The organism is Microbacterium sp. MEC084 (assembly GCF_004514465.2).
In the GTDB taxonomy this organism is placed as follows: Bacteria; Actinomycetota; Actinomycetes; order Actinomycetales; family Microbacteriaceae; genus Microbacterium.
This window is the reverse complement of the sequence record NZ_MYFP02000002.1, coordinates 199035-221872: the sequence shown is the minus strand read 5'-3', so window position 1 is coordinate 221872 and position 22838 is coordinate 199035. Positions and strand designations below refer to the sequence as shown.

General features: G+C 69.7%; 20 protein-coding genes. 13 read left to right on the top strand and 7 right to left on the bottom strand.

Annotated features, from left to right (window positions below):
* Nucleotides 1–27 precede the first annotated feature (27 nt).
* From B5M43_RS03675 to B5M43_RS03650, 6 genes are all read left to right on the top strand, one after another.
* On the top strand, nucleotides 28–1581 hold the full coding sequence (locus B5M43_RS03675) for a CoA-acylating methylmalonate-semialdehyde dehydrogenase (protein WP_055987930.1): 1554 nt from the start codon (nucleotides 28–30) through the stop codon (nucleotides 1579–1581).
* 79 nt (nucleotides 1582–1660) lie between these two features.
* Nucleotides 1661–2569, top strand: coding sequence for a 5-deoxy-glucuronate isomerase (gene iolB / locus B5M43_RS03670; protein WP_134745258.1), 909 nt, complete (start codon nucleotides 1661–1663; stop codon nucleotides 2567–2569).
* 4 nt (nucleotides 2570–2573) lie between these two features.
* Nucleotides 2574–4487, top strand: coding sequence for a 3D-(3,5/4)-trihydroxycyclohexane-1,2-dione acylhydrolase (decyclizing) (gene iolD, locus B5M43_RS03665; protein ID WP_134745257.1), 1914 nt, complete (start codon nucleotides 2574–2576; stop codon nucleotides 4485–4487).
* 27 nt (nucleotides 4488–4514) lie between these two features.
* Nucleotides 4515–5465: a sugar phosphate isomerase/epimerase gene (locus tag B5M43_RS03660; protein WP_055987935.1), complete on the top strand. Its 951-nt coding sequence runs from the start codon at nucleotides 4515–4517 to the stop codon at nucleotides 5463–5465.
* Between the two features lie 24 nt (nucleotides 5466–5489).
* Nucleotides 5490–6503 carry a Gfo/Idh/MocA family protein gene (locus B5M43_RS03655; protein WP_134745256.1) on the top strand — a complete coding sequence of 338 codons (1014 nt, stop codon included), beginning with the start codon at nucleotides 5490–5492 and terminating at the stop codon, nucleotides 6501–6503.
* Nucleotides 6504–6534: 31 nt separating this feature from the next.
* Entirely contained in the window at nucleotides 6535–7401 is an 867-nt protein-coding gene (locus B5M43_RS03650; protein ID WP_134745255.1) for a sugar phosphate isomerase/epimerase, read from the top strand.
* Between the two features lie 57 nt (nucleotides 7402–7458).
* On the opposite strand, the gene B5M43_RS03645 is transcribed toward B5M43_RS03650, so the two are convergent.
* Genes B5M43_RS03645 through B5M43_RS03635 form a run of 3 tightly spaced genes read right to left on the bottom strand, consistent with a single transcriptional unit; the run spans nucleotide 7459 to nucleotide 10420 of the window.
* Entirely contained in the window at nucleotides 7459–8316 is an 858-nt protein-coding gene (locus tag B5M43_RS03645) for an ATP-binding cassette domain-containing protein (protein ID WP_374198150.1), read from the bottom strand.
* On the bottom strand, nucleotides 8313–9368 hold the full coding sequence (locus tag B5M43_RS03640; RefSeq protein ID WP_055987942.1) for an ABC transporter permease: 1056 nt from the start codon (nucleotides 9366–9368) through the stop codon (nucleotides 8313–8315). Before B5M43_RS03640 ends, B5M43_RS03645 begins: the two co-directional genes overlap by 4 nt.
* Nucleotides 9369–9427: 59 nt before the next feature.
* On the bottom strand, nucleotides 9428–10420 hold the full coding sequence (locus tag B5M43_RS03635; RefSeq protein WP_055987943.1) for a substrate-binding domain-containing protein: 993 nt from the start codon (nucleotides 10418–10420) through the stop codon (nucleotides 9428–9430).
* A 312-nt stretch (nucleotides 10421–10732) separates the two neighbouring features.
* On the opposite strand from B5M43_RS03635, the gene B5M43_RS03630 reads away from it, so the two are divergent.
* The gene (locus tag B5M43_RS03630) at nucleotides 10733–12196 is read left to right on the top strand and encodes a sugar porter family MFS transporter (RefSeq protein ID WP_134745253.1); all 1464 of its coding nucleotides are present in this window, start codon (nucleotides 10733–10735) and stop codon (nucleotides 12194–12196) included.
* A gap of 113 nt (nucleotides 12197–12309) precedes the next feature.
* Here B5M43_RS03630 and B5M43_RS03625 read toward each other — a convergent pair whose 3' ends face one another.
* The 3 genes from B5M43_RS03625 to B5M43_RS03615 all read right to left on the bottom strand — a co-directional run bounded on the left by B5M43_RS03625 (nucleotide 12310) and on the right by B5M43_RS03615 (nucleotide 15688).
* Nucleotides 12310–13329 (bottom strand): sugar phosphate isomerase/epimerase, encoded by a 1020-nt coding sequence (locus B5M43_RS03625; protein WP_134745252.1) that lies wholly within the window; start codon nucleotides 13327–13329, stop codon nucleotides 12310–12312.
* 69 nt (nucleotides 13330–13398) lie between these two features.
* Entirely contained in the window at nucleotides 13399–14445 is a 1047-nt protein-coding gene (locus B5M43_RS03620) for a LacI family DNA-binding transcriptional regulator (protein WP_134745251.1), read from the bottom strand.
* 1 nt (nucleotide 14446) lies between these two features.
* Nucleotides 14447–15688, bottom strand: coding sequence for a Gfo/Idh/MocA family protein (locus tag B5M43_RS03615; protein WP_055987954.1), 1242 nt, complete (start codon nucleotides 15686–15688; stop codon nucleotides 14447–14449).
* Nucleotides 15689–15843: 155 nt separating this feature from the next.
* Here B5M43_RS03615 and B5M43_RS03610 point away from each other — a divergent pair, with 155 nt between their 5' ends.
* The 6 genes from B5M43_RS03610 (at nucleotide 15844) to B5M43_RS03585 (ending at nucleotide 22396) form a co-directional block, all read left to right on the top strand.
* Entirely contained in the window at nucleotides 15844–16779 is a 936-nt protein-coding gene (locus tag B5M43_RS03610) for a carbohydrate ABC transporter permease (protein ID WP_134745250.1), read from the top strand.
* 10 nt (nucleotides 16780–16789) lie between these two features.
* Nucleotides 16790–17710 carry a carbohydrate ABC transporter permease gene (locus B5M43_RS03605; protein ID WP_134745249.1) on the top strand — a complete coding sequence of 307 codons (921 nt, stop codon included), beginning with the start codon at nucleotides 16790–16792 and terminating at the stop codon, nucleotides 17708–17710.
* 22 nt (nucleotides 17711–17732) lie between these two features.
* Nucleotides 17733–19061 carry a sugar ABC transporter substrate-binding protein gene (locus tag B5M43_RS03600; RefSeq protein ID WP_055987958.1) on the top strand — a complete coding sequence of 443 codons (1329 nt, stop codon included), beginning with the start codon at nucleotides 17733–17735 and terminating at the stop codon, nucleotides 19059–19061.
* Nucleotides 19062–19141: 80 nt separating this feature from the next.
* The gene (locus B5M43_RS03595) at nucleotides 19142–21310 is read left to right on the top strand and encodes an alpha-galactosidase (protein WP_134745248.1); all 2169 of its coding nucleotides are present in this window, start codon (nucleotides 19142–19144) and stop codon (nucleotides 21308–21310) included.
* Between the two features lie 85 nt (nucleotides 21311–21395).
* Complete coding sequence (locus B5M43_RS03590) at nucleotides 21396–21791, top strand: tautomerase family protein (protein ID WP_134745247.1); 396 nt, start codon at nucleotides 21396–21398, stop codon at nucleotides 21789–21791.
* A 317-nt stretch (nucleotides 21792–22108) separates the two neighbouring features.
* Entirely contained in the window at nucleotides 22109–22396 is a 288-nt protein-coding gene (locus B5M43_RS03585) for an HU family DNA-binding protein (RefSeq protein ID WP_055987964.1), read from the top strand.
* A 91-nt stretch (nucleotides 22397–22487) separates the two neighbouring features.
* On the opposite strand, the gene B5M43_RS03580 is transcribed toward B5M43_RS03585, so the two are convergent.
* The gene (locus B5M43_RS03580; RefSeq protein ID WP_055988226.1) at nucleotides 22488–22739 is read right to left on the bottom strand and encodes a DUF6458 family protein; all 252 of its coding nucleotides are present in this window, start codon (nucleotides 22737–22739) and stop codon (nucleotides 22488–22490) included.
* Nucleotides 22740–22838: the final 99 nt, after the last annotated feature.

Genomic DNA, 22838 nt, shown 5'->3' with positions numbered 1-22838 from the left:
CTCCCCTCCAGAACCGAAGGACTTCCCATGAGCACCACAGAGACCACCATCGCCGACCGCGGTGTCGACGCCGGCCTGCCCGTGATCGGGCACTGGATCGACGGAGCCGTGCGCCCCTCGACGAGCGGACGCACCGCGCCCGTGTACAACCCCGCCACCGGCGCGGTGTCCGCGCACGTCGCGCTCGCCGACGAGGCCGAGATCGAGGAGGCGCTCGCCTCCGCGCAGCGCGGCTTCGAGACCTGGAGCCGCTACTCGATCGCCAAGCGCCAGACCGTGCTGTTCGCGTTCCGCGAGCTGCTCAACGCGCGCAAGGGCGAGCTCGCGGAGATCATCACGGCCGAGCACGGCAAGGTCCTGTCCGACGCGATGGGCGAGATCCTGCGCGGCCAGGAGGTCGTGGAGCTCGCGACCGGGTTCCCGCACCTGATCAAGGGTGCGTACAGCGAGAACGCGTCGACCGGGATCGACGTCTACTCGCTCAAGCAGCCGCTCGGCGTGACGGGCGTCATCAGCCCGTTCAACTTCCCGGCCATGGTGCCGATGTGGTTCTTCCCGATCGCGATCGCGGCCGGCAACTCGGTCGTGCTGAAGCCCAGCGAGAAGGACCCGTCCGCGGCGCTGTGGCTGGCGGGGCTGTGGAAGGAGGCCGGCCTGCCCGACGGCGTCTTCACCGTCCTGCAGGGCGACAAGCTCGCCGTGGACGGTCTGCTCACGGACGACCGGGTGCAGTCGATCTCGTTCGTCGGCTCCACGCCGATCGCGCAGTACATCTACGAGACCGCGTCGAAGCACGGCAAGCGCGTCCAGGCCCTCGGCGGCGCCAAGAACCACATGCTCGTGCTGCCGGACGCCGACCTCGACCTCGTCGCCGATCAGGCGATCAACGCCGGGTACGGCGCGGCAGGCGAGCGCTGCATGGCGATCTCGGTCGTGCTCGCGGTCGAGCCGGTCGCGGATGAGCTCATCGAGCGGATCAAGGAGCGCATCGCGCGGCTCCGCGTCGGCGACGGCGCGGGCGGCCCCGACGGCGAGCCCGACATGGGCCCGCTCATCACGCGCGAGCACCGCGACAAGGTCGCCGGCTACGTCGACATCGCGGAGGCGGACGGCGCGACGGTCGTGGTCGACGGCCGCGGCTTCGCGGTGGACGGCCGCGAGGACGGCTTCTTCTTCGGTCCGACGCTGCTCGACAACGTGCCGATCAGCTCGCGCGCGTACCAGGAGGAGATCTTCGGCCCCGTGCTGTCGGTCGTCCGGGTGAAGACGTTCGCGGAGGGCGTCGACCTCATCAACTCGGGCGCGTTCGGCAACGGCACCGCGATCTTCACGAACGACGGCGGAGCTGCCCGCCGCTTCCAGAACGAGATCCAGGTCGGCATGATCGGCATCAACGTGCCGATCCCCGTGCCCGTGGCGTATCACTCGTTCGGCGGCTGGAAGAAGTCGCTGTTCGGCGACGCCAAGGCGTACGGCGTGCACGGCTTCGACTTCTTCACGCGTGAGAAGGCCGTCACCAGCCGCTGGCTCGACCCGGCCACGCACGGGGGCATCAACCTCGGCTTCCCGCAGAACGATTGAGACTCGGCGAGCGAAGCGAGCAGCTCTTCGGTCGTTGAGCGAGCGAAGCGAGACGAAACGGGATGAAGTGAGCACGGCTATGAGTGGACGCTGGTTCCACCCGCGCGGATCCCTCGCGCGGGACGGCTGGGAGACCGTCGTCGACGGCACGATCGAGGGATGGGAGCACACGGGGCTGCGCGTCGCGCGGCTCGCGGCGGGGGAGGGGCTCCCGCTCGAGCCCGGCGCCGAGAAGCTCGTCGTGCCGCTCGCCGGCTCGTTCTCGGTCCGCGTGACCGAGGACGGCGACGAGCGCACGATCGAGCTCGCCGGGCGGGCGTCCGTGTTCGACGGCCCGACCGACGTGCTCTACCTCTCGGCGGCCGCGACCGCGGTGCTGAGCGGCGAGGGCCGCGTGGCGGTGGCCACGTCGCCGACCGACGAGATCCGTCCCACGCGCCGCATCGCGGCGACAGAGACGCCGGTCGAGCTGCGCGGTGCGGGAGCATCCAGCCGCCAGGTGCACAACTTCGGCACGCCCCAGGCGCTCGACGCCGCGCGATTCATCGTGTGCGAGGTCATCACGCCGGCCGAGAACTGGTCGTCGTACCCGCCGCACAAGCACGACGAGCACACGCCGGGCCACGAGTCGCGCCTCGAGGAGATCTACTACTTCGAAACCGCGCCGTCGCGGGTCGGCGGTGGCCGGGGAACGGCCGAGGCGTCTTTCGGGATGTTCAGCACCTACTCGTCGCCCGCGGGTGAGATCGACATCAACGCGCAGGTGCGCACGGGCGACGTCGCGCTCGTCCCGTACGGCTACCACGGCCCGGCCGTCGCGGCGCCGGGCTACGACCTCTACTACCTGAACGTCATGGCCGGGCCGGACGCCGAGCGCGTCTGGCTCATCAGCGACGACCCCGCGCACGCCTGGGTGCGCGAGACCTGGGACGGGCAGGAGTTCGACTCCCGGCTCCCGTACACGACCGACGAGAACAAGAAAGGCTGATCCCATGGGCAGCACCAAGCGGATGACCGTGAGCCAGGCGCTCGTGGAGTTCCTCGCGCACCAGTGGACGGTCGACGGCGACATCCGGGAGCGCACGATCCCCGGCGTGTTCGGGATCTTCGGGCACGGCAACGTGGCGGGCGTGGGTCAGGCCCTCAAGCAGGTGAACGAGGAGCAGCCCGACCTGATGCCCTACTACCAGGCCCGCAACGAGCAGGCCATGGTGCACCAGGCGGTGGGCTACGCGCGCATGCACCGCCGGCGCGCGACGTTCGCGTCGGCGGCGTCGGTGGGTCCGGGCGCGGCCAACATGCTGACGGGCGCGGCGCTCGCCACCTCGAACCGCCTGCCCGCGCTGCTGCTGCCGAGCGACACGTTCGCGACGCGCGTGGCCGACCCCGTGCTGCAGCAGCTCGAGCACCCGCACGACATCGGCATCCAGGTCAGCGACGCGTTCCGGCCACTGTCGCGGTTCTTCGACCGCGTGCAGCGGCCCGAGCAGCTGTTCTCGATCGCGCTCGCGGCGATGCGCGTGCTCACCGACCCCGCCGAGACCGGCGCGGTCACGATCGCGCTCCCCGAGGACGTCCAAGCCGAGGCGCTCGACGTGCCGCTCGAGTTCCTGCAGGACCGCGAGTGGCGCATCCGCCGGCCCCGCCCCGACCGCGACGCGCTCGCGCTCGCCGTGCAGGCGATCCGCGGCGCCAAGCGGCCCTTCCTCGTCGCGGGCGGCGGCGTGCTCTACTCGGGAGCCGAGGAGCAGCTGCGCGCGCTCGTCGAGGCGACGGGCATCCCGGTCGGGACGTCGCAGGCCGGCGGCGGCGTGCTGAACTGGGACCACCCGCAGTACCTGGGAGGCGTCGGCGCGACCGGCACGCTCGCGGCGAACCGCCTCGCGGCCGAGGCCGACGTGGTGATCGGGATCGGAACGCGCTACAGCGACTTCACGACCGCGTCGCGCACCGCGTTCCAGAACCCCGACGTGCGATTCGTCAACATCAACGTCGCCTCGTTCGACGCCTACAAGCACGGCACGCAGCTGCCGGTCGTGGCGGATGCGCGCGAGGCCCTGGTGGAGCTGTCCGACGCGCTCGCGGGTCTGCGCGTCGCGCCGGAGTACGGCGAGCGCATCGCGCGGGAGAAGGCGGAGTGGGACGCCACGGTCGACGCGGCGTTCGCCCCCTCCGGGCTCGCGCTCCCGGGCCAGCCCGAGATCATCGGCGCCGTGCAGCAGGCGAGCGGCCCGCAGGACGTGGTCGTGCAGGCGGCCGGATCGCTGCCGGGCGACCTCCACAAGCTGTGGCGCGTGCGCGATCCGCTCGGCTACCACGTCGAGTACGCCTTCTCGTGCATGGGGTACGAGATCGCGGGCGGCCTGGGCGTCAAGCGCGGCGCGGTCGCCGACGGCTCCGACCGCGACGTGATCGTCATGGTCGGCGACGGCTCGTACCTGATGCTCAACACCGAGCTCGTGACGGCGGTCGCGGAGGGGATCAAGATCATCGTGATCCTCATCCAGAACCACGGGTACGCGTCGATCGGGCACCTGTCCGAGACCGTCGGCTCCGAGCGATTCGGCACGAAGTACCGCGCGTACGACCCGCAGGCCCGCAACTTCCAGGGCGAGGACGTCCTCCCGGTGGACCTCGCCATGAACGCTCGCAGCTACGGCCTCGACGTGGTCGAGATCGAGCCCGGCGCGAGCGCGATCGACGACCTGCGCGCCGCGGTGGCCCAGGCGAAGGCGTCCGATCGCTCGACCTTCATCCACATCAACAGCGACCCGCAGATCTACGCGCCGGACGGTGCGGGCTGGTGGGACGTGCCGGTCGCCGAGGTGTCGACCATCGCGTCGACCCAGGCCGCCCGCACCGAGTACGAGCAGCAGGTCCAGGCGCAGAAGCCGCTGCTCGGCTGAGCAGCACACCCACAGGAGACGACAGCAATGACCGACAGCATCCCCGAGGACGCGGACATCACGGTGCGGCACGACGCCGCGCTCCGCATCGGCACGGCCCCCGACTCGTGGGGCGTCTGGTTCCCGGACGACCCGAAGCAGGTGCCGTGGCAGCGCTTCCTGGACGAGGTCGTCCAGGCCGGGTACACCTGGATCGAGCTGGGCCCCTACGGCTACCTGCCGACCGACCCGCACCAGCTCGAGGACGAGCTCGGCAGCCGCGGGCTCAAGCTCTCGGGCGGCACGGTCTTCACCGGCTTCCACAAGAGCGACGACGAGTGGCAGCGCGCGTGGGACCAGGCCGTCAAGGTCGCCGGGCTCGCATCGCAGCTCGGTGCCGAGCACATCGTGGTCATCCCCGACCTGTGGCGCAGCGACGCCACGAGCGAGGTGCTCGAGGCGCGCACGCTGACCGACGAGCAGTGGGCGAAGCTCGCGGCGGGCCACGACCGCCTCGGCAAGGCGCTGTTCGAGGAGTACGGGGTCAAGCAGCAGTTCCACTCGCATGCCGACAGCCACATCGGCACGACGCGCGAGGTGCTGCGATTCCTGGACGAGACCGACCCGCGCTACACCAACCTGTGCCTCGACACGGGCCACTTCGCGTACTACGGCGGCGACAACCTCAAGCTGATCGAGGAGCGTCCCGACCGCATCGGGTACCTGCACCTCAAGCAGGTCGACACGTCGCTGCTGTTCGACGTGCTCAAGAACGACGTCCCGTTCGCCGAGGCGGTCTCGCAGGGCATCATGATCGAGCCGCCGCACGGCGTGCCGGACCTCGGCCCGATCATCGAGGCGGTCGCAGCGATCGACCCTGAGATCTTCGCGATCGTGGAGCAGGACATGTACGGCTGCGACGTCGACACCCCGTTCCCGATCGCGGCCCGCACCCGCCAGCACATCTTCGGCTGCACGCACTTCGCGCGCCAGCACTGAGCACCATCCCCCACAGGAGAAGACATGAGCCAGGACCTCCGCATCGGAGTCGTCGGCGCCGGCGCCATGGGCGCCGACCACATCGCCCGCATCACGAACCGCGTCAGCGGCGCGCGCGTGGCGGCCGTCATCGAACCCGACGCCACGCGGGCGTCGGCCGCCGCAGCCACCGCGCCGGGCGCCGAGACGTTCACCCGCGTCGAGGACGCGATCGCCGCGGAGGCCGTCGACGCGGTCCTGATCGCGACTCCCGGCCAGTTCCACCTGCCGGTCCTCGAGCCCGCGCTCGCCGCGGGACTGCCCATCCTGTGCGAGAAGCCGCTCACTCCCGACTCGGAGACATCGTGGCGCGTGCTCGAGCTCGAGCAGAAGCTCGACCGGCCGCACATCCAGGTCGGCTTCATGCGCCGCTTCGACCCGGAGTACGCCCAGCTGCGCGAGCTCATCGCCTCGGGATCGGCGGGCGATCTGCTGATGCTGCGCGGCGTGCACCGCAACCCCAGCGTGCCCGACAGCTACGGCCAGACCATGCTGATCACCGACTCGGTGGTGCACGAGTTCGACGTCGTGCCGTGGCTCGCGGGATCGCCCATCACGAGCGTCGAGGTCAAGTACCCGCGGCGCAACGACCTGTCGCCCGAGCGACTGCGGGAGCCCATCCTGGTGCTCATCGAGCTGCAGAACGGCGTGCTGGTCGACGTCGAGATGAACGTCAGCGTGCAGTTCGGCTACCAGGTGGCGACCGAGGCCGTGTTCCAGCAGGGCATCGCCCGCATCGGCCAGCCGTCGGGCCTGCAGCTGTGGCAGGACGGCCGGGTCTCGACCGCGGAGCACACGAGCTTCACCACCCGCTTCGCGGCGGCGTACGACAACGAGATCCAGCGCTGGGTCGACGCGGTGCGCGACGGCCGTCTGGTCGACGGCCCCAATGCGTGGGACGGCTACCTCGTGGCGCTGGCCTGCGAGGCCGGTGTGCGCGCGCTCGACGGCGGCGTGCAGCCGGTCGAGGCCGCCGAGCGGCCCGCGTTCTACGCCTGAGCGACGATCCCGGATCACAAGGAGACACGACATGGTGCGCATCGCGCTGGACCCGACGCCGTATCACGACGGCCACGGGCTGCTGGAGTTCCCCGACATCGCCGCGCGGCTGGGCTACGAGCACCTGCAGCTCACGCCGCACGCCGACTTCGCGCCGTTCTTCCGCTACCCCAAGGCGGATGACGACCTCGTCGCGAAGCTGAAGAAGGCGGCGAAGGATGCGGGCGTCTCGATCCCGGCCCTGCTGCCCGTGCAGCGCATCTCGTGGCCGGACGAGCCGCAGCGGCTCGCCGCCGTGCGCAACTTCCGCCGCGTGATCGAGCTCGCGGTCGAGCTCGAGGTGCCCGTGATCAACACGGAGTTCTCGGGTCGCCCGGAGCGGCAGGAGGACTCGGAGGCCGCGTTCTACGCCTCGATGGAGGAGCTGCTGCCGATCGTCGAGCGCGAGGGCATCCGGCTCAACATCGACCCGCACCCCGACGACTTCGTCGAGGACGGGCTCGAGGCGTGGCGCGTGCTGCGCGGGCTGAACTCGCGCGCCATCGGCTTCGTCTACGTCGCCTCGCACACCTTCCACTACGGCGATCGCGCGACCACGCTGATCCCGGAGCTGGGCGACCGCCTCGGCGCGGTGTACACGGCGGACACGTTCGACCACCACCGGTCGCACGGTCTGCGGTACATCACGAACCCGCCCGGCAACGCCGTGCGCGTGCACCAGCACCTGCGCATCGGCGACGGCGACGTGGACTGGCAGGAGCTGTTCTCGACGCTGCGAGCGACCGGCTACCTCGACCGCGACGACGCGCTCATCGTGTCGAACGTGTTCGCCGAGGACGAGGCGCGCGACGAGGTCTCGCGCTACCAGCTGGAGCGGCTGCGCGAGCTGATCGACTGACCCCGCACACGAAAGAACGGGCCCGGCTGCTGTGAGCCGGGCCCGTTCTTTCGTGCGTCAACGACGTCGGCGCGTGTCCTGCACGACCGTCCGGATCGCCTCGGTGCGGCCGCCGAGCTGCTGCAGCTCGTGGCTCAGCTCGGCGAGCTCGTCGCCACCCGCCATCTGCCGCGTCAGCTCGTCGAGCGTGACCTCGTCGCGCTTCTTGTCGAGGACCGCCTGGCCGAGCTTCAGGATGACGAAGTGGTCGCCCACCATGTACGCGTGATGCGGGTTGTGCGTGATGAACACGACGCCCAGGCCCGCGTCGCGCGCGGCGGCCACGTACTTGAGCACGACGCCCGACTGCTTGACGCCGAGCGCGGCAGTCGGCTCGTCGAGGATCAGGACTTTGGCGCCGAAGTACACGGCGCGCGCGATCGCGACGCACTGGCGCTGGCCGCCTGACAGCTCGCTGATCGGCTGGTCCAGGTCCTTCACGACGATGCCCATCTTGCGCAGCTCGGCATCCGCGATCGCCTTCATGTCGCGGATGCTCATGCTGGCGAGCGGGATCTTCGAGCGCACCAGCTCCGAGCCGAGGAAGAAGTTGCGCCACACCTCCATGAGGCCGACCACCGCGAGGTCCTGGTAGACCGTCGCGATGCCGTCCTCGAGCGCCTGGCGCGGCGACTCGTAGTGCTTCTCGACGCCCTCGACGACGAGCGTTCCCTCTGTATGGGCGTGCAGGCCGGCCATGATCTTGATGAGGGTCGACTTGCCGGCGCCGTTGTCGCCCAGCACGCACGCGACCTCGCCGGCATTGACCCGCAGGTTGATGCCCTTGAGGGCGCGGATGGCGCCGTAGCTCTTGCCGACGTCCGTCATCTGGATGAGCGGCGCACCGCTCTGAGGCGTGTCCGACATGGTCATCATCCGACCTTCCTGGCGGTGGAGAGCTTCTTGACGTAGAGATTCACGAGCACCGCGAGCACGAGCATCACGCCGAGGAACGCGCGGAACCAGTTCGGGTCCCACCCGGCGTAGACGATGCCGAGCGAGGTCATGCCGAAGATGAACGCGCCGATCGCGACGCCCAGCGCGTTTCCGAAGCCGCCGGTGAGGAGCGTTCCGCCCACGACCGCCGCGATGATGTACAGGAACTCGTTGCCGACGCCGTTGCCGGCCTGCAGCGTGTTGAAGCGGAACAGCGTGTGCATCCCGACGAACCAGCCGAGGAACGACACGGCCATGAACAGGCCGATCTTGACGCGGACGACGGGGACGCCGACGGCCCGTGCGGACGCGGCGTTGCCGCCGACCGCGTAGATCCAGTTGCCGAGACGCGTGCGCTGCAGGATCCACGCCGCGAGGCCCACGAAGGCCAGCCAGTAGATCACGCTGTTCCACACAGTGACGCCGGCGACGTCGAACGAGCCGGCGAAGATCGCCTTGAGCGCGCCGTAGCCGTCCATCTGCGAGATGTTCGGGCTCGCGACCGCGCCCGTGACGAGCTTGGTCACGCCCAGGTTGACGCCCTGCAGGATGAAGAACGAGCCGAGCGTGATGAGGAAGCTCGGGATGCCCGTGCGCATCACGAGGTAGCCGTTGATGAAGCCGATCGCGAGCGAGAACACCAGCGAGAGCACGGCGCCGACGATCAGGTTGATGCCGAGGTAGTAGCAGAAGAGGGCGTTGAACAGTCCAGCGCTGGTGACGATGACGCCGGCGGAGAGGTCGAACTCGCCGCCGATCATGAGCAGGCCGACCGCGACCGCGACGATGCCGATCGTGGACGCCTGATAGAGGATCGTGAAGAACGCGTCCGGTGACCGGAACGCGGGCGCGACGACCAGGAAGAACACGAAGATGGCGGCGGCCGCGACCGCGGCGCCGACCTCCGGACGCGCGAGGAGGCGGTTCGACCAGCCGAGCTTCACGCGGTTCGAGTCCTCCGCCGGCGCGGAGGAGGCATAGCCCTGAGACATGGGGACTCCTGGGATCGGGGAGTGCGGGGCCGGTTGCCCGGCCCCGCACTCCGTGGGGATCAGCGCGTGTTGTTCTCGGCGAACGGGAGGATGGTGTCGATGTTCGACGCGTCGACGAACGACGGGCCGGTCAGGACGGGCAGACCGCCGCCCATGTCGTTGCCGTTCTTGACCTTGAGGTACAGCGAGGTCACCGCGAGGTAGCCCTGCACATACGGCTGCTGGTCGATCGAGAACTCGATCCGCCCGTCCTTGATCGCCTGCGCCGCATCGGCGTTGAGGTCGAACGTGATCAGCTTGGCCTCGCTGCCCGACTGCTCCATGGCGTCGAGCGCGTCCATCGCGATCGGTGCGCCGAGGGTCACGATGTAGTCGATCGACGGGTCCTGCTGCAGCTTGGCCTGCAGGCTCGCGACCACGGCCGAGTCGTCGGCGCCGTTCACCTGGATGTTCTCGGTGCCGGGCACCGCGCTCTTCACGCCGGCGCAACGGGCCTCGAGCGCGACCGATCCGGCGGCCTGGATCACGCAGAGCGGGTGCTTGCCGCCGGCCTCCGCGATGCGCTCGCCGGCCGTCGCGCCGGCCAGGTTCTCGTCCGAGCCGAAGTACATCAGCGCGCCCACGTCCTTGTACTGATCGATGCCGGAGTTGAAGCCCACGATCGGGATGCCGGCCGCGCCCGCGGCCTGCACCGACTCCGCGAGCGCATCCGGGGTGGCCAGCGTGGTCGCGATGCCGTCCACGTCCGAGTCGATCGCGGTCTGGATGAGCTGCGCCTGCTTCTCCGCGGCGGGGTCGTTCGAGTACTGCAGCGTCGCGCCGACGTCCTTCGCGGCCTGCTCCGCGCCCGCGCGGATCTTGTCCCAGAAGGTGTCGCCCGGGGTCTCATGGGTCACCATCGCGATGGTGTAGCCCGAGTCACCGCCGCCTCCGCCGGAGGAGTCGGCCGTGTCGGCCGGCTGCGCGCCGCCGCCGCTGCATGCGGTCAGGGCGGCCAGAGCGGTGAGGAGGGCGCCGGCGCCCAGCAGCTTCCGCGGTGTGATCAGCGTCATCGGTGGTCCTTTCGGGTGGGCCGGGCGCTGTGCTCGGCCTGGGGGCGTGCGGAGTTCGCGAGGGACGCGAACGGAGGCCGACGATGCGTGTCCCGGGGCTGCACTGCTCGCCGGGGACGGGAACCGCATCGTCGAGGTTCCGGGGACAGGATCCAGCCACACCGTGACCCTGTCAACCTATTGTCTAGACATTGTGTCATTTTCGTTATCGGGTCGACCGCCCCGGCTTTGTTCATTTGACAGGACAAAGTCACGCTGTCAGACTGGCTGCAGGAGACGGCGCCACGGGCGCCACGGACGAAGGAGTCACGGATGTCCCATACGACTACGGAGGGCTCGAGTACCACCCTCCCGCCGCTCACCGCCGGGCCGCACCGCAAGCGCCTCGGTCTCGTCGCGCTCGTCGCGACGTTCGGCGGACTGTTGTTCGGCTACGACACCGGTGTGATCAACGGCGCGCTGCGCCCCATGACGGAGGAACTCGGCCTCACCCCGTTCACCGAAGGGATCGTGACGAGCTCGCTCGTCTTCGCCGCCGCGGTCGGCGCGCTGGTCTGCGGCCGGCTCTCCGACGCGTGGGGCCGGCGCAAGACCATCCTGCTGCTGGCGATCCTGTTCTTCGCGGGCGCGCTGGTGGTCGTCTTCACGCCCGGCTTCGAGGTCCTCGTCATCGGACGCGTGCTGCTCGGCCTTGCCGTCGGCGGCGCCTCCACGGTCGTGCCGGTGTTCCTCGCCGAGCTCGCGCCGTACGAGATCCGCGGCTCGATCGCGGGTCGCAACGAGCTGGCGATCGTGATCGGTCAGCTGGCGGCGTTCGTGATCAACGCGATCATCGGCAACGCGTTCAGCGACTTCACCGGGGTGTGGCGCGTGATGTTCGCGGTCTGCGCGCTTCCGGCCGTCGCGCTGTTCGTCGGCATGCTCCGGATGCCCGAGTCGCCGCGCTGGCTGGTCGAGAAGGGCCGCCACGAGGAGGCCCTCGCGGTGCTCAAGACCGTGCGCTCGGACGACCGCGCGGTCGCGGAGCTCGGCGAGGTCGAGCACATCGCGCAGGAGGAGCGCGAGGAGCAGCGCACGGATCTGCGCGGCATCTTCACCGACAAGTGGACGCTGCGCATCCTGCTCGTGGGCATCGGCCTCGGCATCGCCCAGCAGCTCACCGGCATCAACTCGATCATGTACTACGGCCAGACGGTGCTCGTGGAGTCCGGCTTCGACGAGAGCGCCGCGCTGATCGCCAACATCGCTCCGGGAGTCATCGCCGTGATCGGCGGGGTCATCGCCCTGATGCTGATGGATCGCCTCGACCGCCGTAAGACGTTCATCATCGGTCTCAGCCTGACGACGATCTCGCACCTGCTGATCGGATTCGCGTCGATGACGCTCGAGGTCGGCAACCCCGCGCGACCGTTCGTCATCCTGGCGCTCGTGGTGCTGTTCGTCGGTTCGATGCAGACGTTCCTCAACATCGCGGTGTGGGTGTACCTGTCCGAGGTGTTCCCGCTGCACATGCGCGGTCTCGGCATGGGCATCTCGGTGCTGATGCTGTGGGTGACGAACGGCTTCCTCTCGCTCTACTTCCCGTCGCTGGTCGCGGGCATGGGCATCACGGGTACATTCTTCCTGTTCGCCGCCGTCGGCGCGCTCGCCCTGCTCTTCGTCGCGACGCAGGTGCCCGAGACGCGCGGCCGCACCCTCGAGGCGCTCGAGGAGGCCGTCTCGACCGGAGCGATCTACACGGTCACGAAGCGCCAGGCACGCCTCGCCCGCCGCTGATCCCCGTGCACGACGACGCCCCCGGCCACTTGGCCGGGGGCGTCCTCATGGGCGTGCGCAGGTGGAACTTATGCCCGCCGAATCCGAGGCCGACGAGACCGGTGCGCACCGCGTCAGTCGTTCGCGGCGAGCGACGCCGCGAGCGCGGCGTCTGCCTGGCGCAGCACCGCGGCGGCCTCCGCGAGCCCCTCGACCGGGCCGAGCGACACGTCCTCGTGCTCGATGTTGACGAGCATGCCGGGGTCGACCTCGTGCAGCGCTCGCAGGAACTCGGTCCAATAGGCGACGTCGTGTCCGCGGCCGAGCGCGACGAAGTCCCACGCGGAGTCCTTCGGCCACTCGTTGGCCCACTCGTCGCCGCCGAGGTTGGTGCGCTTCTCGTCGGGGGAGAGGCGGCGGAATCGGTTGTCGAGCACGCCGTAGAGCTCGGCGTGCTCGCGGTTGATCCGCACGTCCTTCGCGGCCGCGTGGAAGATCAGCTCGCCGAGGTGCCGGGTGACGGCGACGGGGTCCATCTGCTGCCAGAAGAGGTGCGAGGCGTCCATCTCGACGCCGAGATGGGTCGCCCCGGTCAGCTCGATCAGCTTGTGCACGTCCGCCGAGTTGAACACGAGGTTCTGCGGGTGCAGCTCCAGCGCGACCTTGACGCCGTGGTCGGCGGCGAAGCGGTCCATCTCGCGCCAGAAGCGGGCCGCGATGTCCCACTGGTAGTCGAGCACGTCGAGCGCCGCGGAATTCCATGCGTTGACCACCCAGTTCACGCGGGTCGCGCCGGGCTCGCCTCCGGGGAGGCCCGACATCGTGACGACGCGCGTCTGGCCGAGTCGCGCGGCCAGACGGATGGCGCGACGCACGTCCTCAGCATGCCTGTCTCCGATGGCCGCGGTGGGGTGCAGCGGGTTGCCGTTGCAGTTCAGCCCCGCGATCTCGACGCCCGTGCCCTCGAAGACGCCGAGGAAGTCGTCGCGCGCGGCATCGCCGGCCAGGATGTCGTCGAACGCGGGGACATGCGCGGCGGGCAGGAACCCGCCGGTGTTGATCTCGATCCCCGTGAGGCCGAGGCCGGCCACGACCTCGATCGCCTCGGGGAGCGTCCGGTCGTGGAGGATCGCGTTGTAGACGCCCAGCTTCATCGCCCGACTCCTTCGTTGTGCGCGCCGCGCGCGCGATGGCCTTGCCGCGCGGGTGCGCGCACGACAACGCTAGCGATTGGCAGAATGTCCTGTCAAAGGCCCGCATCCGCAGGAAGCGCCGATCACCAGACGCGTGTCCATCACCAGATGACGAGGTTCGTGGGGCGGCCCGAGCAGGGCCTCGACGGCCGCCTCCGCCATCTCGCTCAGCGGCTGGGCCACGCTGGTGAGCGTCGGCCAGCTGTAGGCGGCGTCGACCGAGCCGTCGAACGAGACGATCGCCAGGTCCTCGGGCACGCGCAATCCGGCCTCGTGTGCGGCCTTGAGCACGCCCCGGCCCATCTGATCCGAGCTGACGAACAGCGCGCGCGGAACCGTGCCCGCGCGCAGCAGTCGCCGCATCGCGTCGTAGCCGCCGTCGGGGCTGAACGGCCCGCGGGCGACCGGTCCGGGCGTGAGCCCCAGTCGGTCCACGCTCTCGCGCCAGCCGATCTCGCGCCCGTCCTCCTCGTCGCCCGAAGTGCGCCCGATGACGATGCCGACCTCGTCGTAGCCATGCGACGCGAGGTGCTCGACCGCGAGGTCGGCGCCGTGCAGCAGGTCCACGCCGACGGAGTCCCGGGCCGGGGTCTCGGCGCTGTGGTTCAGCAGCACGACCGGGATGCTGGCGAGCTCCAGGTCGCGCAGATCCGGCTCGAAGACGTTGCTGCACAGGAAGATGCCGTCGACGAGTCGCGCCGCCAGGTGCTCCAGCTGGGTCCGCTCGGTCGCGATCGACGAGTCCGAGTTCGCGGTGATGAGCGTGTAGCCGCGCTTCGAGGCGGCGAGCTCGACCTCGTGCGCGAGCTGGGCGAAGTACGGATTGATGACGCTCGGCATGACCATCCCGAGCATCTCGGTCGAGCCGAGCCGCAGGGCGCGGGCCGAGGGGTTCGGGCGGTACCCGAGCTTGGCGACCGCCGCGCGGACCCGCTCTTCGGTGTCGGGCCCCACCTTCTTGGTGCCGTTGACCACGTAGCTGACGACGGCGGGGCTCACGCCGGCGAGCCGTGCGACGTCGTTCCTCGTCGCCCGGCTCGATGGGGCGGGCGACGAGGAACGGGGCACGGCGAACATCCTAGCCGCGGGCGTCCGGCGCGAGGCCGCCGCCGGGCGCGGCCGGGGCGTCCCCGAAATCGGGGATCGTCAGGCGTTCTCCCCCGCGGAGGGCGGAGCGGTGGGCGACGATCCCGGGCAGCGTGTAGCGCGCGGCCTCCCACGCGTTCACCGGCGGCAGGGAGCGCGTCGAGACCGCGACCGCGAAGTCGTCGACCAGGTAGTGGTGGCTTCCCTCGTGCCCGCTCGGCAGGCGACGCAGCGCCTCTGGCAGCCGCGAGGCGTCGTGCACCGGGGCGAGTCCCGAGATGAATGCGTCGCGCAGCGCGGGATCCACGCCGGCGAGCGAGGGGTCGTCGGGCGACATGCTGGGCCGGGTCTCGAGAAGCGCCGTGACATCGGTGAAGCCCTGCTTGTCCTGCCACACCGCGGTCCGCACCAGCTGCTCGAAGCTCGCCTCGGTGCCGAAGTAGCGGAAGCGCGACTCGCGCAGGTGAGACGGATAGCCGACGCGGCGGAACTCGTTGATCCGCATGCTGCCGCCGCCCGCGAGCTCGAACAGGGCGCTGGCGTTCGAGAAGTCGTTGTCGAACATGCTGACCTCGCGGTCGAACACCCCGTCGCGGCGGTCGTCGCGCACGCCGATACAGCTCACGCTCACCGCGTGGCCGCCGATGGCGCCCAGCACGCCGCCGACTGAGTGGGTCGGGTAGAGCATGGGCGGGTAGCTCGCGGTGCGCTTCCACTCGGTGCCGCCGCTGAACTGATACGCGGCGTAGAAGCCGAGGTCCATGTCGTGCACGTAGTCGCCCTCGGCGTAGAAGATCCGCCCGAACGCGCCTTCGGCGCGACGCCCGCGCGCGTAGACGGTCGCGGGGTTGTAGTAGCTCGTCTCGCCCATCATGTAGGTCAGCCCCGTCTCCGAGACCGCCTGGATGATCGCGGCGATCTCCTCCTCGCTGACCGCCATGGGCACGGCCGAGTACACGTGCTTGCCGGCGCGCAGCGCCTGCACCACGAGCGGCCCGTGGGTCCAGCGCTGGGTGAAGATCGCGATCGCATCGAGCGGTGACGCGAGCATCGCCGCGAAGTCGGGCATGGTCCCGGTGAGGCGCTCGCGCTCTGCGAGCGCAGCCGCGCGCTCGGGCAGGACATCGGTCACCCACACCTCCGAGACGAGCGGATGGGCGCGGAAGAGCTTCGCGAACTGCCCGGAGAACTGTCCCGCGCCGACGATGCCGAGGGTGAAGGTCTGAGAGGTCATGCGGGCAGTGTCCCAGTTTCGGTTACTCGAGTCAACGAACCGTGAGGTGCCAGTATCTGGCGAAATAATCCATCTGAATCGACTCTTGCCGGGATCTGGTAACTCGTGTAACTTCATCCGAAACCCGGCCCATCCCACCACGACGGAGTAGGAAGATGGCAACGACGACGATCGTCCTCGGCCGCAGAGGCGCGCTGCGCGATGGTGGCGCGCGACTGCGCACCGGGCGCAGCGACGTGCGGATCGCGCTGCTGTTCGTGGCGCCCGCGCTGCTCGGCCTCATCGCGTTCTACATCGTGCCGACCGTGCGCGGTCTGTACCTGAGCTTCACCGAGTACAGCATCCTCGGCAGCCCCGAGTGGGTCGGGGCGGACAACTACCAGCGACTGCTCGCGGACCCCCTCTTCTGGAACGCCCTCGTGGTGACGATCCAGTACGTGCTCATCAACATCGTGCTGCAGACGGCGGTCGCGCTCGGACTCGCCCTCCTGATGCACCGGGTGGCGCACTCCACGGTCATCCGCGGAATGCTGCTGATGCCCTACCTCATGGCGAACGTCATCGCGGCGCTGCTGTGGTTCTGGATGCTCGACTACAACATCGGGGTCGTCAACCAGCTGATCGACGGCCTCGGGCTCCCGCGGGTCGCGTTCTTCGGCTCGCAGGAGTGGGCCATCCCGACCCAGGCGCTCATCAACACCTGGCGGCACATGGGCTACGTCGCTCTGCTGATCTTCGCAGGCCTCCAGGCGATCCCCGAGACCGTGTACGAGGCCGCGAACCTCGATGGCGCGAACCCGTTCCAGCAGTTCACCCGCATCACCCTGCCGCTGCTGCGCCCCGTGCTCGCGCTCGTGCTGATCCTCACCGTGACGGGGTCGTTCCAGGTCTTCGACACGGTCGCGGTGACCACGCAGGGCGGGCCCGTGAACGCCAGCCGGGTGCTGCAGTTCTACATCTGGCAGAGGGCGTTCGCCGAGCAGGAGTTCGGCTACGGCTCCGCGATCGCCGTCGTGCTGTTCCTCATCCTCGCGATCGTCGCCTTCATCCAGATGAGGGTGCTGCGCGGCAACGAGTCGGATCTGGCGTAAGGAGCCCGAGATGTCCGAGACCCGAGCCCTCCTCACCGCCGCCCGCCGCCGGTCCCGCCGGTTCCAGTGGCGCCTCGTGTTCCCGTGGATCCTGGTGACGCTCGCCGTCGCCGTGAGCGTCCTGCCGTTCTACTGGGTGCTGCGCACCGCGCTGTCCACCAACAGCATGCTCGCGTCCCACTCGGGGAGCCTGCTGCCCGCCGGCTTCAACCTCGGGGCGTTCGCCCGGGTGTTCGGCCTGCAGTCGCCCGCCGAGGCCATCGCCCAGGGCGGCTCGGGTGCCTCGATCAGCTTCTGGACCTACCTGCTCAACTCGGCCGTGTTCGCGACGGCCACCACCGTGTGCGCGGTGTTCTTCAGCTCGATGGCGGCCTACGCATTCGCGCGGCTGCGTTGGAAGGGGCGCGACAAGGTGTTCGGCCTGTTCCTGGCCACCGTCCTCATCCCTCCGATCTTCACGGCGCTGCCGAACTTCCTGCTCGTGCGCAATCTCGGCCTGCTCAACACGATGCTCGGCATGGTGCTGCCTTACCTCTTCATGACGCCGTTCGCGATCTTCTTCATGCGGCAGTTCTTCCTGAACATGTCGCGCGAGGTCGAGGAGGCGGCGATGCTCGACGGCGCGAAGCACTGGCGCATCTTCTTCCAGGTCGTGCTCCCCAACGCGGCCGCCCCGCTGGCGACGCTGGCCCTGCTCACCTTCATGACGCAGTGGAACGAGTACTTCTGGCCGCTGCTGGTCGCGTCGGACGACAGCACGCGCGTGCTGACGGTCGGGCTCGGCGTCTTCAAATCGCAGGCGCCGCAGGGCGCACCCGACTGGTCGGGACTCATGGCCGCCACGCTCGTGTCCGCCCTGCCCGTCCTCATCCTGTTCGCGATCTTCGGCAAGCGGATCGTGAATTCCATCGGCTTCACCGGCACCAAGTGATCTCTCGGAAGGAGAACAACCCATGAAGAAGAAGGCACTCGGAGCGACGGCGCTCCTCGGCGCATCCGCTCTCGCGCTCACGGCCTGCAGCGGCGCGGCCGGCTCCGGCGGCGGCAGCGGCACCATCGACTACTGGCTGTGGGACGCCAACCAGCTTCCCGCGTACCAGCAGTGCGCGGAGGACTTCAACGCGTCGCAGGACGACGTCCAGGTCAAGGTGACCCAGACGGGCTGGGACGACTACTGGAGCAAGCTCACGAACGGGATGGCGTCCGGCACCGCCCCGGATGTCTTCACGGACCACCTGAGCAAGTACCCGGACTTCGTCAAGACGGACCAGCTGCTCTCGCTCGACGATCTCGACGCCGACACCTCCATCTACAACGAGGGCCTCGCGGACCTGTGGGTCGGCCAGGACGGCAAGCGCTACGGCCTGCCGAAGGACTGGGACACGGTCGCGCTGTTCTACAACACGGCGATGACCGACGAAGCGGGCATCACGGCGGAGCAGATGGCGTCGCTCGAGTGGAACCCCGAGGATGGCGGCACCTACGAGGACGTCATCGCGCACCTCACGGTCGACGAGAACGGCGTGCGCGGCGACGAGCCCGGGTTCGACAAGGACAACGTGGCGGTCTACGGCCTCGGCCTGAACGGCTCCGGCGAGGGCATGGGGCAGACGGAGTGGTCGTTCCTGACCGCGACACTCGGATGGACGCACACGGATAAGAACCCATGGGGCACGCACTACAACTACGACCAGCCCGAGTTCCAGGACACCATGGCGTGGTGGGCGTCGCTCATCGAGAAGGGCTACGTCCCGCCGCTCGAGACGACCGTGGGCGCATCCGTCTCCGACAACTTCGGCGCCGGCAAGGCCGCGATCAATGTGCACGGCTCCTGGATGATCGGGCAGTACACCGGCTACGACGGCATCGAGGTGGGCATCGCGCCGACGCCGGTCGGCCCGTCGGGTGAGCGGGCCTCGATGTTCAACGGCCTCGCCGACTCCATCTGGGCCGGCACAGACAACCCGGAGGGCTCGCTCGCCTGGGTCGAGTACCTCGCGTCGACCGACTGCCAGGACGTCGTCGCCGACCACGCCGTGGTGTTCCCCGCGATCACCTCGTCGAGCGAGCGTGCCGCGGAGGCCTTCGCAGCCAAGGGCGTCGACGTCTCCGCCTTCACGGTCCACGTCGAGGAGGGCACCACGTTTCTGTTCCCGATCGCCGAGAACGCCGCGAAGGTCGTCGGCATCATGAAGCCCGCGTCCGACGCGGTGCTGGCCGGCACCGCGCCCGTGAGCTCCTTCGATCAGGCGAACGAGCAGGTCAACGCGCTGTTCCAGTAGTCGCGGGCACCCCCGCGGGGCCCGGCCTGTGCCGGGCCCCGCGCTGCGACATCCGCCCCCAGAGACGAAAGCGAACGTCCATGTCACCCCTTCACCTCCGCGCCGCCGGCGTGAGCGTGCTCATCGCCTTCCGATCGGGGGAGGCGGCGATCGTCCACTGGGGCGCCGACCTCGGCGCCGACGTGCCGGACCTGGAGCTGCTCACCGATCCGATCCCGCACTCCGCGTTCGACGTCCCGGTGGTCGCCGGCCTGCTGCCGCAGGCGTCGTCCGGCTGGCTCGGTCGCCCCGGTCTGCGCGGCAGCCGCGTGATCGACGGCCCCGGGCGGGACTTCTCGCCCGCGATGCGCGTGGTCTCGGCGACCGCCGCGGACGGCCTGGCCGAGATCGTGCAGCAGGACGCGGATGCCGGACTCCAGGTGACGTCGCGGCTGGTGCTGCATCCGTCCGGGCTGCTCGAGGCGCGCAACACGCTGCGCAACACCGGCCGGGGCGATTACCAGCTCGACCAGCTCGCGGTCGTCCTGCCCGTCCCCGCGCACGCCGCCGAACTCCTCGACCTCACGGGCCGCTGGTGCCGCGAGAACCACCCGCAGCGCCAGGACATCCGGCGCGGCACATGGGTGCGCACCGGGCGGCACGGCCGCACCGGGCACGACTCGTCGCTGCTGTTCGCCGCCGGCTCCCGCGGCTTCGGCAACCGCCACGGCAGCGTGTGGGGCACCCACCTCGCGTGGTCGGGCGACCATGAGCTGTTCTTCGACGCGCTCGCCGACGGCCGCCACACGATCGGAGCGGCCGAGCTGCTCGGATCCGGAGAGGTCGTGCTGGCGCCGGGGGAGGAGTACGTCACTCCGGCGCTGTACGCGTCGTTCTCAGCCGAAGGGATCGACGGCGTGAGTGCGCGCTTCCACGACTGGTTCCGCGCGCGCCCCCAGCACGTGGACGTGGATGGCGTGCGCCCGCGGCCGGTCGTCCTCAACACCTGGGAGGCGGTCTACTTCGACCACCGCATCGAGCCGCTCATCGAGCTGGCCGACGCGGCCGCGGCGATCGGGGTGGAGCGCTTCGTGCTCGACGACGGCTGGTTCCGCGGGCGCCGCGACGACACGGCCGGTCTCGGCGACTGGTACGTCGACGAGGCGCTCTGGCCCGAGGGTCTCACGCCGCTCATCGAGGCCGTGACCTCGCGCGGCATGGAGTTCGGGCTCTGGGTGGAGCCCGAGATGGTGAACCTGGACTCGGACGTCGTGCGCAGCCATCCGGAGTGGATCGTGGGTCCGGATGCCCGGTCGCTCGCCGAGGGTGGCCGTCTGCCGCTCGAGTGGCGGCACCAGCACGTGATCGACCTCGTGAACCCCGAGGCCTGGCAGTACGTGTTCGAGCGCCTCGATCACCTGCTGCGCGAGAACGACATCTCCTACCTGAAGTGGGACCAGAACCGCGACCTGCCCGAGCATGGGCGCGATGGCCGGCCCTCCGTCCATGCCCAGACGCTGGCGGCCTACCGTCTGTTCGCGGCGCTGAAGCAGGCACACCCGGGCGTCGAGATCGAGTCGTGCTCGTCGGGCGGGGCGCGGGTCGACCTCGGCATCCTGGAGCACACCGATCGGGTGTGGGCGTCGGACTGCAACGACGCGCTCGAGCGGCAGACGATCCAGCGGTGGACGCAGGCCGTGCTGCCCCCCGAGCTAGTCGGAGCGCACGTGGGGCCCACGCACTCGCACACCACCGGGCGCGTGCACGACATCATGTTCCGCGTCGTGACCGCCCTGTTCGGTCACTTCGGCATCGAGTGGGACATCCGGCAGGCATCTGAGCGAGAGCGGGACGTGCTGCGGCGCGGCATCGAGACGTACAAAAGATTCCGCGGTCTGATCCACACCGGGCGCCGCGTGAACGCGGACGTCGTGGAGCCAGCCCTGAGCGTGCACGGAGTCGTCGGTGCGGATGAGGCGCTGTTCGCCGTCGTGATGCAGGCGACCCCGGTCGCCGAGGTGACCGGGCGGGTTCGCGTGCCCGGGCTCAACGCGGATCACACCTACCGCGTCGCGCCGCTGATGCCCACGGTCGCGGACTTCCCGCGGACGACCGAGGGCGATGCGATCAGCCCGTTCGTGCAGATCGCCGGTCCGCGGTGGTTCGACGAGGGCCTGACCTCGACGGGACGCTTCCTCGCGGAGGTCGGTCTGCCGATGCCGGTGCTGCGCCCCGAGCAGGCGGTCCTGCTGCACTTCGAGCGGGTGTGAGCGGCGTCCGGCCGGCGCGTTGTGGTCGATGCATCCATATGACAGAATGTCCGGACAAAGTACATTCCGACATTGGAGCCCGCCCATGCCCCTCGTCCGCATCGACCACAGTGACTCCCGCGCAAACTCGACCGAGATCGCCGCGGCCGTGCACGAGGCCATCGTGTCGGTCTACGGCATCCCCGAGCGGGACCGCTTCCAGGTGATCACCGCCCGCCCGGCCGCGACCATCGTGGCCGAGGACGCGGGACTCGGCTTCGAGCGCACGGACCCGGTGGTCATCCAGATCTTCACGCAGCGGGGTCGCAGCGACGAGCAGAAGCAGAAGCTGTACGCGGCGATCGCCGAGTCTCTGGGCGGTGTCGGCGTGGAATCGCAGGATGTCTTCATCGGCTACGTCGAGAACGGCCCGCAGGATTGGAGCTTCGGCTTCGGCCGCGCGCAGTACCTGACGGGCGAGCTGGCGGTGCCGCGCGCCTGAGCGCGGTGGCGAGACCGCAGATCGCCGTCGAGACCGCCGTCGGCGACGCCGGTCTCGACGCGGATGTGAGGTCTCGCGGCTGCGACCGGCCGCGAGCCGCGGAATCACGCGGATCGCGGCCGAGATCGTTCACTTCTGTCACATCCGTCACATTCGGGGGCGACACGCCGTCCGAATCGCCCGAAGAACCGCGGGAATCCGCGGAACTCCGGGCCGCGTTGGTACTGTCGAGCCGCGGTCGAACGACCGCCCGGCGGCATCCGTCGCCGGTCCATTGATCACAATGCGGCGTCCTGGTGGCGCCGCTGGAGGATGACATGGCCGACAAGTCCATCACCAAGACCGAGCTCGTCGCGAGCATCGCCAGCGCCACCGGTCAGAGCCAGGCCGCCGTCTCGGGCGTTCTCGACGCCCTGTTCACCACGGTTTCCGAGGCCGTCGCCAAGGGCGCGAAGGTCTCGATCCCCGGCTGGATCGCCTTCGAGCAGGTCGAGACCGCCGCGCGCACGGGCCGCAACCCGCAGACCGGCGAGGAGATCAAGATCCCGGCCGGCAAGCGCGTCAAGGTGACCGCCGGTTCGAAGCTGAAGGCCGCCGGCAAGTAAGCAGCCGCATCGAGAAGGGGATGCCTCCCGCTACGGAGGCATCCCCTTCTCGTGTCTCTGGGCGCCCGGCGCGCGGCCGGGCGCGAACGGATCACAGCGGGTCGACGTCGGTGCGTCGCTCGGTCACCTGCTGCGAGGTCCCTGCGTCACCCACGGTGCGGGTGCGCTCCACGGCGGAGCGGCGGCGGGTCAGCAGCACGATGCCGACGATGAAGACGACCACCCCTGCCCCCATCAGCAGGTAGCCGATGAAGTCGTCGTTGACGGCCGGGATGTCGAGCTCCAGGCCGAACGCGAGGATGGCGCCGATGACGAACAGCACTACTCCGGTTCCGATACTCATGCCCGTCACGTTACGGGCGCCGCGATTCCCGGTGAATGGGGTTGACAAGCGCTGTCGGAGCCGGATCGCTCCCAGCCGACGCCACGCTCGGACGACCTA

Bases quoted from the DNA above. Each gene is read 5' to 3' on its own strand.
- B5M43_RS03600 (WP_055987958.1), top strand. From the start codon at position 17,733: ATGAAGAAGAAGGCACTCGGAGCGACGGCGCTCCTCGGCGCATCCGCT.
- B5M43_RS03620 (WP_134745251.1), bottom strand. From the start codon at position 14,445: ATGTTCGCCGTGCCCCGTTCCTCGTCGCCCGCCCCATCGAGCCGGGCG.
- B5M43_RS03610 (WP_134745250.1), top strand. From the start codon at position 15,844: ATGGCAACGACGACGATCGTCCTCGGCCGCAGAGGCGCGCTGCGCGAT.
- iolB (WP_134745258.1), top strand. From the start codon at position 1,661: ATGAGTGGACGCTGGTTCCACCCGCGCGGATCCCTCGCGCGGGACGGC.
- B5M43_RS03630 (WP_134745253.1), top strand. From the start codon at position 10,733: ATGTCCCATACGACTACGGAGGGCTCGAGTACCACCCTCCCGCCGCTC.
- B5M43_RS03590 (WP_134745247.1), top strand. From the start codon at position 21,396: ATGCCCCTCGTCCGCATCGACCACAGTGACTCCCGCGCAAACTCGACC.
- B5M43_RS03605 (WP_134745249.1), top strand. From the start codon at position 16,790: ATGTCCGAGACCCGAGCCCTCCTCACCGCCGCCCGCCGCCGGTCCCGC.
- B5M43_RS03655 (WP_134745256.1), top strand. From the start codon at position 5,490: ATGAGCCAGGACCTCCGCATCGGAGTCGTCGGCGCCGGCGCCATGGGC.
- B5M43_RS03595 (WP_134745248.1), top strand. From the start codon at position 19,142: ATGTCACCCCTTCACCTCCGCGCCGCCGGCGTGAGCGTGCTCATCGCC.
- B5M43_RS03675 (WP_055987930.1), top strand. From the start codon at position 28: ATGAGCACCACAGAGACCACCATCGCCGACCGCGGTGTCGACGCCGGC.
- B5M43_RS03585 (WP_055987964.1), top strand. From the start codon at position 22,109: ATGGCCGACAAGTCCATCACCAAGACCGAGCTCGTCGCGAGCATCGCC.
- B5M43_RS03615 (WP_055987954.1), bottom strand. From the start codon at position 15,688: ATGACCTCTCAGACCTTCACCCTCGGCATCGTCGGCGCGGGACAGTTC.
- B5M43_RS03580 (WP_055988226.1), bottom strand. From the start codon at position 22,739: ATGAGTATCGGAACCGGAGTAGTGCTGTTCGTCATCGGCGCCATCCTC.
- B5M43_RS03650 (WP_134745255.1), top strand. From the start codon at position 6,535: ATGGTGCGCATCGCGCTGGACCCGACGCCGTATCACGACGGCCACGGG.
- B5M43_RS03660 (WP_055987935.1), top strand. From the start codon at position 4,515: ATGACCGACAGCATCCCCGAGGACGCGGACATCACGGTGCGGCACGAC.
- B5M43_RS03625 (WP_134745252.1), bottom strand. From the start codon at position 13,329: ATGAAGCTGGGCGTCTACAACGCGATCCTCCACGACCGGACGCTCCCC.
- B5M43_RS03645 (WP_374198150.1), bottom strand. From the start codon at position 8,316: ATGATGACCATGTCGGACACGCCTCAGAGCGGTGCGCCGCTCATCCAG.
- B5M43_RS03640 (WP_055987942.1), bottom strand. From the start codon at position 9,368: ATGTCTCAGGGCTATGCCTCCTCCGCGCCGGCGGAGGACTCGAACCGC.
- iolD (WP_134745257.1), top strand. From the start codon at position 2,574: ATGGGCAGCACCAAGCGGATGACCGTGAGCCAGGCGCTCGTGGAGTTC.
- B5M43_RS03635 (WP_055987943.1), bottom strand. From the start codon at position 10,420: ATGACGCTGATCACACCGCGGAAGCTGCTGGGCGCCGGCGCCCTCCTC.